The sequence below is a fragment of the Leptospira fainei serovar Hurstbridge str. BUT 6 genome (assembly GCF_000306235.2).
Classification (GTDB): Bacteria; Spirochaetota; Leptospiria; order Leptospirales; family Leptospiraceae; genus Leptospira_B; species Leptospira_B fainei.
The window spans coordinates 780,418-793,568 of record NZ_AKWZ02000010.1 but is presented as its reverse complement, the minus strand read 5'-3'; the positions used below and the strand labels follow the sequence as shown (position 1 = coordinate 793,568).

11 protein-coding genes and 1 tRNA gene are annotated in these 13,151 nt (G+C 43.6%); 4 read left to right on the top strand and 8 right to left on the bottom strand.

What is annotated here, in order from left to right; translation table 11 throughout:
- The first annotated feature begins 97 nt into the window (after positions 1–97).
- Positions 98–616, top strand: coding sequence for a DUF6580 family putative transport protein (locus tag LEP1GSC058_RS12845; RefSeq protein WP_039948373.1), 519 nt, complete (start codon positions 98–100; stop codon positions 614–616).
- 59 nt (positions 617–675) lie between these two features.
- On the opposite strand, the gene LEP1GSC058_RS12840 is transcribed toward LEP1GSC058_RS12845, so the two are convergent.
- Positions 676–1,944, bottom strand: a complete 1,269-nt coding sequence (locus LEP1GSC058_RS12840; protein WP_039948372.1) for an LA_2444/LA_4059 family outer membrane protein — start codon at positions 1,942–1,944, stop codon at positions 676–678.
- Positions 1,945–2,078: 134 nt separating this feature from the next.
- Here LEP1GSC058_RS12840 and LEP1GSC058_RS12835 point away from each other — a divergent pair, with 134 nt between their 5' ends.
- Positions 2,079–3,002, top strand: a complete 924-nt coding sequence (locus LEP1GSC058_RS12835) for a cation diffusion facilitator family transporter (RefSeq protein WP_016550198.1) — start codon at positions 2,079–2,081, stop codon at positions 3,000–3,002.
- Positions 3,003–3,044: 42 nt separating this feature from the next.
- Complete coding sequence (locus tag LEP1GSC058_RS12830) at positions 3,045–3,599, top strand: LOG family protein (RefSeq protein WP_016551017.1); 555 nt, start codon at positions 3,045–3,047, stop codon at positions 3,597–3,599.
- On the opposite strand, the gene LEP1GSC058_RS12825 is transcribed toward LEP1GSC058_RS12830, so the two are convergent.
- From LEP1GSC058_RS12825 to LEP1GSC058_RS12805, 5 genes are all read right to left on the bottom strand, one after another.
- On the bottom strand, positions 3,596–4,696 hold the full coding sequence (locus tag LEP1GSC058_RS12825) for an ankyrin repeat domain-containing protein (protein ID WP_016550746.1): 1,101 nt from the start codon (positions 4,694–4,696) through the stop codon (positions 3,596–3,598). The two genes, LEP1GSC058_RS12830 and LEP1GSC058_RS12825, sit on opposite strands and share 4 nt — an antisense overlap.
- Positions 4,666–5,679 (bottom strand): AEC family transporter, encoded by a 1,014-nt coding sequence (locus LEP1GSC058_RS12820; protein ID WP_016549644.1) that lies wholly within the window; start codon positions 5,677–5,679, stop codon positions 4,666–4,668. The genes LEP1GSC058_RS12825 and LEP1GSC058_RS12820 overlap by 31 nt, the downstream gene beginning before the upstream one ends.
- Before the next feature lie 35 nt (positions 5,680–5,714).
- Entirely contained in the window at positions 5,715–6,902 is a 1,188-nt protein-coding gene (locus LEP1GSC058_RS12815; RefSeq protein ID WP_016550426.1) for a M23 family metallopeptidase, read from the bottom strand.
- 478 nt (positions 6,903–7,380) lie between these two features.
- A tRNA-Thr gene (locus LEP1GSC058_RS12810) sits at positions 7,381–7,452 on the bottom strand.
- Positions 7,453–7,515: 63 nt separating this feature from the next.
- A complete protein-coding gene (locus LEP1GSC058_RS12805; protein WP_039948371.1) occupies positions 7,516–8,157 on the bottom strand; it encodes a DUF2889 domain-containing protein in 642 nt (213 codons plus the stop codon).
- A 111-nt stretch (positions 8,158–8,268) separates the two neighbouring features.
- Between LEP1GSC058_RS12805 and LEP1GSC058_RS12800 the strand changes: the two genes are divergently transcribed.
- Positions 8,269–9,066 carry an SDR family oxidoreductase gene (locus LEP1GSC058_RS12800; RefSeq protein WP_016549957.1) on the top strand — a complete coding sequence of 266 codons (798 nt, stop codon included), beginning with the start codon at positions 8,269–8,271 and terminating at the stop codon, positions 9,064–9,066.
- Between the two features lie 47 nt (positions 9,067–9,113).
- Here the strand turns inward: LEP1GSC058_RS12800 and LEP1GSC058_RS12795 are convergent, their stop codons facing one another.
- Both LEP1GSC058_RS12795 and LEP1GSC058_RS12790 read right to left on the bottom strand, forming a co-directional pair.
- A complete protein-coding gene (locus LEP1GSC058_RS12795) occupies positions 9,114–10,466 on the bottom strand; it encodes an SUMF1/EgtB/PvdO family nonheme iron enzyme (protein WP_016550806.1) in 1,353 nt (450 codons plus the stop codon).
- Between the two features lie 68 nt (positions 10,467–10,534).
- Positions 10,535–13,078 carry a hybrid sensor histidine kinase/response regulator gene (locus LEP1GSC058_RS12790; protein ID WP_016551034.1) on the bottom strand — a complete coding sequence of 848 codons (2,544 nt, stop codon included), beginning with the start codon at positions 13,076–13,078 and terminating at the stop codon, positions 10,535–10,537.
- Positions 13,079–13,151 lie beyond the last annotated feature (73 nt).

Below are 13,151 nucleotides of genomic sequence, written 5' to 3'. Positions count from 1 at the left end.
TGGAATTCCTACCCTTTTTCCCGATAGAAAAACATTCTTGAATTGGTTGACGGGGCAGTTTCCGGGTTCACTCTATCCTAAAATCCCGGAAACTATCATGACTCAATCCAGAAATATCGTCGCTGTTGTTCTTCTTACTTTAGCGGTAGTGAGCCGCTTTCTCCCGCATTTACCGAATTTTACTCCTATTTTAGCAATCTCACTTTTTGGGGGAGTATATTTCACGAATCGTTGGGTGGCTCTTCTCTTACCGTTAGGAATTATGTTGGTTAGCGATGCAGTGATCGGCTTTCACTCATTAGTACCTGTGGTTTATGGAATGTTTATTCTTTTCGCTATCGCGGGCCGTCAGCTTCGCGAAAATTTAACGATCGGAAGATTAGCGATCACCGGCTTAGGCGGATCCTTTTCATTCTTTATAGTTACCAATTTTTTCGTATGGCTAACGTCCGGAATGTATCCCGCAGGTTTTTCCGGGCTCGTCGAATGCTATGTTGCGGCGATCCCTTTTTTCCAGAATTCGTTATTGGGTGATTTGGTTTATATACCGGCGCTATTCGGCTCGTTTTATTTAATGGAACGATCCGGAGTTGTTCCCGCTGAACAAGCCGCTTAGATCCAAGATGATCTACTTCGGATTGGAAAGCCTCCGTTTTCGGAGGCTTTTTTATTTCTTTAAAGAAGCAGAGAGGCTCCGAAATAAAATCCGTAGAATTTATCATGTACGTCCTTTTGTAAGGCTTGCATCGAAGACGTTTGATCCAATGTTTTGGAAACTTGATTTAGGAACAATCCGTCACCTGGAGCGCCTGGAAAAACCGATGCGTTATAATTATAACCGCTGACTCGGGATGTCATTTCGGTATACTGAAATCCTAAAGTAAATTTTAACCATCTTGTTCTTAGTAAGGAAATTCCCGCATCGATTTCATATCCCGTCCTTGAGAGTAGATTATCTTTTACGTTACCCGTCGGTCCTGTCGTAAGTAGATATGGATTCCCTCCGATTCCGCTGATCGTTCCTTGGCTATTCCGATCATAATGACCCAATGTCCTAAAATAATCGAATCGGGCATGAATGATCACGTTTGTCGCTAGATTTTTGAAAATTCGGAAACCTGCTTGGGGTCCAAGGCCGGTCGCTTTTTCCGACATAGAGCCGAATCCGTAATTTCCAGGTATATTTCCGTACTCCTTAGAATAAATGTCAACGTTCCGAACTCCGATGGAAGGACCGATTCTCGCGCCGGTCCCCGTTGGAAAATACCAGGCCAGATTTAAAGAGTAGTCCTGGCGTTTGTATTCGACCGAATGAAATTGAACGCCGGGCAAATTGGAAGACGAATGCACTCCATCGAATGTCGTATAAGAAGGCTTCATTCTTACATCTAGATAGTTCACTTCAATTCCAAAGGTTCGATTTTTATTTAGATAAGAAAGTCGAATCGGGTATGCGGTTCTAGTATTTCCCTGCGGGTTGGAGTAAAGAGTCATATTATTATTTAATAGATTCGGATTCGCTCCCAACCCGTTGGCCGCATTCAATGCCGTTTGGTATATTCCGGAATAATTGAGTAGTGCGTTCGTCGTGTTCGCGCCTATATTCTTATTTCGGGCAAGACTTTCCGATTCCCAGGTCGATTGCATTGCGACGGATTGTAATTCGAACGTCGCGGCATCGAACGGCTTGGTTAATTCACGATCCTGAATTGCGTTTCTGGCATCAACAGCTTGCCTACGTTTGTCCACCGCGAGCTGCGCTAACTTTCTTCTTTCTACAGGATTTTGAGAACGACCGGCCTGGTATTCCAGTTCATCCGCTTCCCGTTCTAACGCGTCAGGATCCGGAATTTTATCGTTAGAACCTTGAGCGTAAATAGGAACAAATATAAATATCTCAAGTACCATAAGGAAAACGAGAATAGTTCTTAGGATTGGTTTCAAGAATATGCCTCTTAGGTTTCGGTAATCGGGAAGCGTAAGTTTCTTAGACGAGGAACTCCAATCCTTTTTTGGGTTTGGAAATTAAAAAAAGAAGGATATATCTTCGTAAAGGAAAAGTGTTGGGAGAGAGCAGCATGAACTTTTCCTCGAATCGAATCAAAATCTTTGCGGGCTTATTATCCCTCTTTACGGCCGGATTTTTAGGCGTAATGAAATTTTGGGTGGGTTTTTCGCAGGACTCGCTCGCGGTACTTGCATCCGCATTGGATTCGGGATTAGACTTTCTTACGTCCTCGGTAAATCTTTACGCCTTGTATCAAGCGGCTAGGCCGGCTGATTCGGATCATAGATACGGTTACGGAAAAGCAGAGGCGATTGCGGGTCTATTTCAAAGTCTTTTAGTCGCTGCTTCGGGCGGTTGGATTCTCTTCCATGCGGCAGAACACGTCTTGCATCCTAGGTCGGAAATTCCGGAAATTTCTTCTTTCTACGTTATGTTTGTTTCTCTTACGTTAACCGGTGCATTGGTTCTTTTTCAAAGATCCGTGGTCCGCAAAACGGGATCACTTTTAGTCGCGGCGGACAGCTTGCATTATGTTTCGGATTTATTAGGAAATCTATTGGTACTATTCTCCGTTGCAGTAGCTATGAATACGGGCTGGGGTTGGGTAGATCCTCTGGCGGGCGCTCTTGTCTCCTTGTATCTGCTCAAGGGAGCTTGGAGTATTTTTCGGAATAGTACGGATATTTTAATGGATCGTGATCTTTCCCATGAATATAGGGATTCGATTTTACGGGTTGTGGAAAGCAGAGCTCCTCAAGTTCTTGGATACCATGATCTGAGAACTCGCTCCGCGGGGGAGCGTCGATTCTTGGAATTCCATTTGGAAATGCCTAAGAATTTAACGCTAGAGGACAGTCACAAAATTCTGGATTCGATTTTAGACGAGTTAAAGGAGGAATTCCCGTATACGGAAGTTCTTATTCATCCTGATCCCGTCGAAGTGAACCAAAGCGGTCGGACCTTACTGGATAAGGAGGCGCCTCGCTTTTATTAATCCGGTTGCCAGCTTTTGCAGAATATAAATTCTGTCAGGGTAATGAAGCCTGCCATTTGTGTTTTTTGCGGATCTAGACCCGGCACAGATCCGAAATATCTACAAGCTGCGGAGTTTGTCGGTCACCTACTCGTTTCGGAAGGACTTGATTTGGTGTATGGCGGCGCGACCTCGGGCTTAATGGGAACCGTGGCCGATTCGGTTTTAGAGAAAGGGGGAAAAGTCATCGGTGTTCTTCCGGAATTTCTTTCCAGCAAAGAAATCGCTCATAAGAAAATAACGGAATTGATTTTAGTGCCGACTATGCATGAGCGTAAATTGCTAATGTACGAAAAGTCTGTCGCCTTTATTGCACTACCGGGCGGAATCGGCACGCTAGAAGAGCTTGTGGAAGTAACGTCTTGGAATCAACTAGGTGTCTTATCCAAACCTCTCGGTCTTCTGGACGTGAACGGCTTTTTTCAACCTTTATTAAAACAGCTAGATCATATGGTTTTAGAAGGTTTTTTAGATTCTGAAACAAGAGACGGAATCGAGATCCATTCGGACCCCGACGTATTATTGGAAAGAATTTTGAAAAGAATCCGTCTGCTTTAAGATTCTCCTTCCTCAGGTTCGAGGAATTGCTTAAACACTTGATGCAGCATCGGGCTTTCGGATTTTTCTACGATAGCCAAAGGAGAATTTCCTTCTTTATCCTTGGAATAGGGGGATGCGCCGTTTTTTACAAGCAAGTCCGCTAAGTCCGCTTTTTCGGCTTGAACAGCCAATAATAACGGGGTTCTTCCTTGAGCGTCTCGAATTTCGGCTTCGTATCCATTGCTCAAAATACGTTCGACGATATCCGTTCTGCCTTCCGCCGCCGCTTTAAAGAATAAATTGACGGTCGCGGTATCGATCGTTTTGAGCGTATGATTAAATTTCATTCGATCGGCTTCTTCTTTGGCCGATTTTCCGCTTAAATTTCTAGCAAGAGGATCTGCGCCCCAACGCAGAAGTCTATCCAAACATTCTACGCTATCATACAAGGCGGAAAGTAACAGGGGAGTATTTCCATCCTGATCCCTGTTTTCGAGTAAGGAAAGAACCTCTTGGTTTTCGGAAAATAAATCTAGTATTTCAAAATCATTATGCAGGGCGGTTAAGTGAAGAATTGTCCGACCTTCGGAATTTTTTTTCTTGGGATCGGCGTTTTTATTTAGAAGGTATTCCGCGATTTCATAATTTCCAAGATCTACCGCTAGCAAAAGCGGCGAGTAACCCTCGCCGTTCCTGCCTTCGATATCCGGCACTGAGTCGGGAATTTCAAAAAGCAACTCGACTAATTCCAATCTACCGGAGCTTACCGCCTTGCTTAGCGGAGTATTACCGTCCATATCTCGGAGTTCCGGATCCGCTCCATATTCCAGTATCAGTCTGGCTAAATCCAATTGGTTGGATTCCAATGCAAGCAATAGAGCGGTCTCGCCACGCGAGCTGGTCTCATTCGGATCGGATCCGTATTCCAACAAAAGTTTGGTGGCTTCTTGGTTATCTTCCTTAATAGCCCAGTATAAGAGACCGCATCCGTAGGAATCTCTTAGTTCGGGGAATTCTTCGGCATAGCCGTCCCTGGCGGTCGCCTCCTCTAAAAGCGCGCGGAGGGTTCCGTTATTTCCCGTTTTCACGGCCCGAAAAAGATCGTTCCAATCCACGCCCAATTCTCCAGGAGGTAATACAATCCCATCGTCGTAACAAAAGAAAGCGGTATTCCGATTCCGACTAAGGAAACAGCCAATCTTGGTTTAAGTCCCCATTCGGCAGCAAGAAGACTTCCGGTTATCATTGGGGCCATACCGGCTTCCAAAATAAGGATTTTGAAATCCCGCAAATAGGTAGGCTGCGCTTGACGGAAAGTAGGATCAGTGAAGAAATAATAGCTACCAAAGCAAAACCATACCATAAACGGACCCAATAAGAGTTTATAAACGAGACCCCAAACTAGAGGAGCCGATAACGCTCCCGAAGAATTTTCGGCATCCGCGAGGTTATAATTAACCTTCCCAACTCGCGGAAGCTGATAACCGACCGAAAAAAGGGCCAAAGGGGTGAGCGTATCTCCGATTCGCGAGATTGCCTGTTCTAACGGCGCCGGAAGGGCCAAGGGTCGGCTGGCTAACGCCACTAGTAATCCCCAAAATGGCGGGAAGGAAAACAGCCTTTTTAGAAGATTTACCGATTCCGATTCTTTCTTCAGACTTAGCATAGCCTTAGTCCCGAGGTAAGTGCCCGGAAGAGAAAGGGCTAGAAATGTTCCCAATTGATTGATCACTACCGCTGTAGGAATTCCTTCTTTTCCGTAATACGCTTCGACTAACGGTATTCCTAAGAAAGAGGTATTTCCCAACCCTGCGGAGAGGTAGAGACAGGTCTTTGTAGCATCATCCCAGCCGAATCTTTTTCCCAAGAGGGAAAAGAAGAATATAGAAGTTCCGAACAGAAACCATGGCATCGCGGAGAGAATCAAAAAGTTTCCATCCAAGACAGCGTGGCGCAAAGGGACGAATTCCAAACATGGAAGCGAGATCGTAATGATAAAAGCGTTTAAAGATTTATGCGCGTCTGTCGGAAATTTTCCCCAATGACGTATTATGATACCGGCTAAAAAACAAACTCCTATAATGATGAAATTGGACATCGAGGGTTCCTTGTAACAGATAGGAGCCTATTCGGTCAAGGAAGGATTTGAAAGGTCTTAGTTCCAATATCGATTTCGTTCATTCGAATTTGAATGGAATATTTTCCCTTTATCGTTTGGGGAGGAAATTCCCAAGAAACGGAAGTCACACCAGCAGGTATCTTATCGCTGAACGATAAAGTAGGCTTTCTTTGTCCGGAGACGAAAAGTTCCGCTTCGAATACGTAGGGTCCGTTTTTATAAATGGGCATCGTTACATAGAATTTCCTTTTAAGCGAAACTCTATCTGCGCAGGAAGAATTTACTTCAGCAGTCGGGGCAATTTCACTAAAGCATAACTTATCCAAATCGGTGATCGGAAAACCCGGAAACTTCGGTTCGGTCATTTGCCAGTAAGCGTTTTCTTCCGTAAGATATTCGGCTTCTCCCGATTCGGTTTTAAATAAAGTCGGAAAAGTTTTTTTACGTCGATTTTCTTCCGGACGATATACTTCGAAATGCAAGTGAGGGCCGCTTGAATATCCCGTATTTCCCGAGAAGCCGATTTTTGAACCTGCCACCACTCTATCACCGGGCTTTACAAGTACTCCCTCTTTTTTTAAATGTCCGTAAATAGCAACAGTTCCGTCCGAGTGAGCGATGATAATCCGGTTGGCTTTGTCGATTAGAGTCGGATCAATTTTACCGACTGAAAATCGATCTTCCGTTTCGACAATAGTTCCGTCCCTTGCCGCTAAAACCGTCGTTCCTTCCGGCATGTAAAAGTCCAGAGAATACATGGCATCTCCGCGATGTTCATTTCCGGAATTGTATCCGACGGATATCCAGGATTTTCCTTCATACGGTAAATGATATACGTATGAATCGTCGTGAACCGCATTCAGTTTTCCGAAATAAGAAACGAAATCCACTCTAGGAGTTATCGGTTGAGTCGGGTCGATTTTAATTAGATCGATCGCTTTTTTCCGTTCCGATCCGTGGAGTACGATCGAAACGGGAGTTTTTGGGTCTGTGGAAACGTTCGATCCTGAAACCGCTAGATAGATCGTAAAAAACGCATCGGGTGGAAGTGTCTTCGCCTGAAGAAAAATCGAACCGTCAAAAATGCCGGGTTCAACCGTGTAACACACGTTTTTAGAATCGCAATATTCGCTCGGCTCGCCGATTAACGGAGACCGTAAGAATAAGGAAAATAATAGAATTGGCAGAATTCCGTTTCGCATAAGAGCCCGAAAAAGTTAGACTAACGGACACGACACTATTATACGAAGATTAATATTAAAACTCCAATCATAAATATTCGAATTTAAAGCGATTGGTGCATCATTCCGCCATCCGCATAAAATTCGTCTGACTCGGTTTTTTGGTTGGATTTATCCTAGCATCACGTTTTATGAAAATCTGGTTTTTATATCGGTTGGTAACCTTTCCGAATAATATTTTTCCATTCCGAAGGATAATCTTAATTAAACCGACTTGCCGCCGGTTTCTTCGTTACGTTTTTTCATGCGCCGATTTTTGCAGTTTGGCATCGTTAGCTTTAGCTAGGTGGCATGCTCACTGAAGAAACATGTGAGTAATATAACGGCGACTACGTTTCTCTTCTCTTTGTAAATTAACGCAAAAAGAGAATCAAATACTTGGGTATTCCGTGATAGATTCGAAATAGTTTTCGTTCCAAAGATAAAACGAAAAAAGGGAAGCCCGCTGCCGGAATTGAACCGGCGACCTTTTCATTACGAGGGAAATGCTCTACCCCTGAGCTAAGCGGGCATAATGGCGCGAAAAAACAATAGAATTTTCCGGTAGTCCGGATTTGGTCGAGAGAAAACGGTTTTACTCCGATTCTCGATCTTTTCGAGAGCTACGGAATTCCTTTACCATCATAGCGGTAATGCTGTCAAGAGGTTTCACTTGCTCTTTGAGTTCCGCGGTCTCGTGCCGGGAGGAAAAGCTAAAGCAGGAATTTCGAACTCCTTTATCTTTCATCCACCAATGCCTTCCGATTTCCCGCCTGCTTTTTGCATCAAGAGTGCCGGCATACATACGATACTCATCCAGCTCAGGAGGAAAATTGCGCTCCTTTAAGAAGAAGGCGTAGGCGGAAGAAAAACTTTGCGCCGCGTTCTGTAATAACTCGTTTATATGCAGGCAGCCTGCGGTTTTATCTTCCGGAAATTTGCGCATGATTTTACTGTAAGACATTTCTTCACCGATAAGATACGAATAAGTCTTGATCGCATGCGGACATGTTTCGTAAGGAACTCGATCCTCTTCTACGTCAAGATCGATAATCTTCATATTCGTTAAATTAATCAACATATACAGAGTCATGTCGTGATAGGAGTCTCGTTGGCTGGCCTCGATTAAGCAGGAGGGGGGACTTTCCTCGGGAAACCAGTAGTACCTACTTTCATATCTTCTCTGGAAGCCGCAATCTTTGAATCTGATTTTTTGTTTGAGTTGCGAAAGTGCCATTCTTCCCCCTAATTCAGTTTTTTTAAGACGTTCAAACCCAGAAAGGATTTTACTTTGCTTTTTTAGGAATCTTTCTTATTATTTTCCCTACCGCTGAAAGGCATTTTGAATATGAGTTCGTTTTTCAAAGATAAGGTTTTTCTCGTTACTGGTGCAAGTTCCGGTATTGGGAGATCGATTGCTAAAGAACTTTCAAATGCGGGAGCGGTCGTGGGTGTCATTGCGCGGCGTAAAGATGCTTTGAAAGAATTAAAAACTTCTCTTCCGAATTCCGATCAAATGATTATTCTTCCCGCAGACGTAACCTCGGAGACCGAACTGAAAAAAGCCGTGGAAGAATTTCGCAAAAGAGTGAAGCGTATAGACGGGTTCGTTCACAATGCGGGAGTTTCGATGCGCGCTTTGGCGTCCGAGGCGGATTTTAAGGTCTTTCGAAACCTAATCGAAACGAACTATTATCCGTTGGTATTACTGTATAAACTTTTGGAAAACGATCTTCGACAAACCGACGGTCATGTCGTTGCAGTCTCTTCCATCCAAGGTAAATTCGCGACACAATATCGTTCCGGTTATGCCGCGAGCAAGCATGCAATCCAAGCTTTCATGGATAGTATCCGGTTGGAAAATGCGGAATCGGGCGTGCATGTGTTAACGGTCTCGCCGGGGTTTGTTAAGACGGATATTTCCGTGAAAGCTCTGTCCGCCGACGGTTCTCCTCACGGCATCATGGATGAAGGGCAAAAAAGAGGGATGGAACCGGATGCGGTTGCGAAAATCGTTTTGAAGGGAATTGAAGCAAGAAAGAGGGATATATTCCCCGCCGGTTTTAAAGAAAAGTTCGGCCTATTTTTGAGTCGCTTCGCTCCCAAAACGCTGGATAAGCTTCTCTTAAAAAGTCGAGTGACTTGAATCGTATTTCTTACGGAAATTAACTTTTATTGATATCGGAAGAAGTATTATTTCTTCAACTCCATGATTAAGCGAATTCCCGCTTTTCGGTCCGTGGAAAGATTCGGAATCCCTCCAAAATCTCTCGAATAAGATTTTGCTTCTTCCTTATCCGAACTGAAGGAACCGCCTCGAATAACTCTCAGATGTTTACCGAATTTTACGGACGAAAGTCTGTGGGCTTTATAGGGAAGATAAGGGGAACTAGTCCATTCAGGAGCATTACCGCACATTCCCAAGGCTCCGAAAGGACTTTCTCCTTTTGTAGATAGCTCGAACACGGAAACGGTTTCCTTTTTGCCGCTTTCTTTCGTATTGCAAAGTACCGGGTCGTATTCGTTACCGAATGGATAATCTCGGGGGTTAGAAACGAATTCGTAACTCTCGTCCTTAAGCAGTCTCCAGGAAATTCCCGTTCCCCTTGCCGCTTTTTCCCATTGAAATTCGCTTGGGACCCTCTTACCGGTCCATTTTGCATAAAGCTCCGCTTCTCTGTAAGTAAGATTCACTACAGGGTGATAGTCTTTTCCTTTCGGATAAAAACCGTTTTCCCAATGCGGTGGAGGAGGCGTTCCTGTTTCCTTTAGGAATCTATAATATTCTTTGTTTGTGACTTCATGCTTGTCTATATAAAAGGAGGAAAGTTCCTCCAATGTATCTCGTCTGGGCGAATCGAAAAAAGGATTATAGCTGTCTTCCGAAGGTTCCGAACCCTGGCCAAAAAGGAAATATCCCATTTGTTCGTAAAGAGTCTTGCCGCCGGACTCGTATCCGGAACTTACGAGAACCATTTCTTTGCCGTCCTTAGGATGAAGGAGAATTTTTTTCGGTCTATTTCTGACGACATCGGTTGCATCGAAAGCCGCGGGATCTTGATAAAATTTTTCCTCTCCATAGTGCCCTACTAAAATCCCGGCGGCAACGAGCCGCTCGGGGTTTCCTGGAAGCAACGAAAAGGATCCTCTCATTTCGACGGATACCGGTTTTGTTTTGCGGCCAACTTTTTCGAATTCAATTTCTACATTCTCGATCGAGAAAGAGCCGATTTCCTCGAGCTTCGGTTTTCGGAGCAATGGAAATCGCTTATACATATCTAGAACTGCGCGAATTTCCTCCTCTTCACGATCCGCAAAGAAAGAATTTCGTTCGATTCGAATCTTAACTTTGCCCTTGTTACGGTAAACTCCGAGTATCTCTCCGGTCCAAAGGATCGTTTTTCGAGTATCGAGAGTTTTTACGGTTTCACCGTCTTGTGAATTCCCTTGATACGGCAGGAATAAAATGCAGCAAAGCAGAGCCAATAGATGACGGCTTTTGACAGGTATAACGGAGAAATTTCGCAGCTTCGTTCCGGAAAACATTCTGATAATCCCTTAATATTAATAATCGGCAATTTTTCATCTTGGGACAAATGTATTTTAAATTTGAATCAGGCGAAGATTGAGTTTCCCGCTTTTCGGAGGGCATGAATGAGTTCCTCGAAAACGATTGGTTTTGAAACATAATCGTTCATGCCGGCTCGCAGGCAGATTTCTCGGTCTCCTTGCATTGCAGCCGCCGTCATTGCGATAATGTACGGCTGTTCGTTCTGCGGCCAGGTATTTCGAATTACCTGAGTCGCTTGGATGCCGTCCATTTCCGGCATGTGTACATCCATTAAAATCACGTCGAATTTTCTTTCACGAAGCCGATTTAAAACCTGTTTTCCATTGATCGCAACTTCCGGATTATAACCGAGTTTTTGCATTATTCGCTTAGCTAGAGACAGGTTAATTTCGTTGTCTTCCGCTATCAAGACTTCGAACGGATAAGTTGATTGTAGTAAATCCTTTTGCTTTTCCAAGTAAGAGGCGGATCGATTCGCTTTTCCTTTTCCGGTTCCAGTGACCAGAATTTCCGTCACGATTTGTTCGAGCTCTTTCTTCTTAACGGGCTTATTCAATTGTCCTAGAAAAAGTTGGTCCGCGATTTCCCTTTCCTTCATATCCAATACTGAAGAAGAAAGCAAGATCAACGGAAAGAGGAAATTCTTACGTCTTAATTCTTGTGCGATCTGAACTCCGTTACTTCCGGAAAGATTGTAATCGAGTATTCCTAGCTCGGGCAGAATTCCCAATTCAAGTAAGGATAACGCTTCTTCTTTCGAAGAAGAGGAAAAGGTCATAAGCCCCAATGTTTGAAGCTGATGAGAAAGAATCCGAAGGTTTGTCGCATTATCGTCGATTAATAGAATTTTGCGATTTTCTAATCCGGGAAAATTTATATTTGCCGTAACCTGTTTTTTTTGTTCGACGCTTTCCGCTTGTATTTCGAATGAAAAAGTAGTTCCTTTATTAATTTCACTCTCCAGCCAAATCCGTCCACCCATCATCTTAATTAAACGATACGATATGGATAAACCTAATCCGGTTCCTCCGTATTTTCTAGTCGAGCTCGTATCCGCTTGGTAGAAGGGATTGAAAAGTTGCTTTTGTTTCTCTTTTGGGATTCCTATTCCCGAATCGCGAACGGAAAAGCGAATAGTATAGAAGGATTTATCTTTCTTAGAAACTTCTGCGGATAAAAAAACCTCCCCTTTTTCAGTGAACTTCAACGAATTTCCGAATAAGTTGATCAATACTTGTCTAAGCCTAAGCTTATCTCCGATTATCATTTCGGGGACGTTCGGATCTATATGACATATCAAATCGATCCCTTTTTCCGCTGCGCTTGATCTAAAAAGATCCAACGTTTCCTCCGCAGTTTCAAGAATCGAAAATTCTTTCGATTCCAAACTCAGGGTGCCGGATTCGATCTTCGAATAATCTAAAATATCATTGATGATGCTTAAAAGGCTTTCTCCGCTTTTTTGAATGATCTCAGCGTATTCTCTCTGATCTCCCGCAAGATCGGAATCCAATAGGAGTTCGGTCATTCCGATTACTCCGTTCATCGGTGTTCTAATTTCATGACTCATCATCGCTAAAAAATCCGATTTTGCTTGGTTCGCTTTTTCAGCTTCTTCCTTGGCTCTTTTAAGATCGTCCTCGTAGTTCTTCCGAACGGTGATATCAGTGAAGAGAGCGCAGATAGCATAGACTTCGTTTTCAACGCCTAATAGAGGCAAATTAATGCAATGAAAAGTACGTATCGAATCTTGGGTAGGTAGATCCAATTCATATTCTACCGGCACCGATCCACTGATAGACGTTTCGAGCATTCTCGAAATGTACTTCGTTTTTTCGGGTCCGAAGAGAAGATTCAAATCCAGAAAACTTTCATAGGTCGGGTTGAGGAATTTTTTTGCAAAGACCTGATTGTGAAATAATATTCTCCCTTCCTTATCCAGCATTGCGAATGCCGAAGGAAGTCCGTCAAGTATGGAGAGAAGTCTAGTCTCACTTTGGATTAATCGATCGGTCATCTGCTTTTTTTCACCGATGTCTTTACGAATCGTTTGAATGCTCAATAAGATGACTGATAAGGTTCCTAAAAGCAGAATAGAAATAACGATGAAAGTCATTCGAATCTGCGATTGTCTTTTTGCGCGTCTCTCTTCAAGAAGGAGCAATTCTTCGCCGCGCATCTGAGAAAGAATTTTTTCCACTTGTGTGATTCCGCGTTCTTGCGCGTTATAAACGGTTTTGATTTGGGCTTTTAAATTCTGGATTTCCACGAAAAGGCCGCCCATTTGGACGACCTGCAGTTGGTTATCGTGGATGAGGTCTTGCAAAAGCTTTGCTTCGGTTTCAAGATCCGCGACGATGTTTAAAAGCTCTTTCTGACTTTTGGGGCGAAGGTGGGGAGATGAGAGACGCAAATCCCTCGAGAGAGATTTAACATAATCGATCTTACTGATGACTTCGTATGTATGATGGATCCAGTTTCCGGTTTTTTCCAGTTCTCTGACGGTCCAAAATGATAGCAAAAATCCCGCGAGCATGAGTCCCGCAAGTAAGGTAAAAGCCAAACGAACTTTCCCTTCCAACAGCATGTGATTTTTTTTTCTAAAAAGGAGCATTAAAACCAGCAATTCATACTCCCATTGTGTCACTATAGCGAGCAAT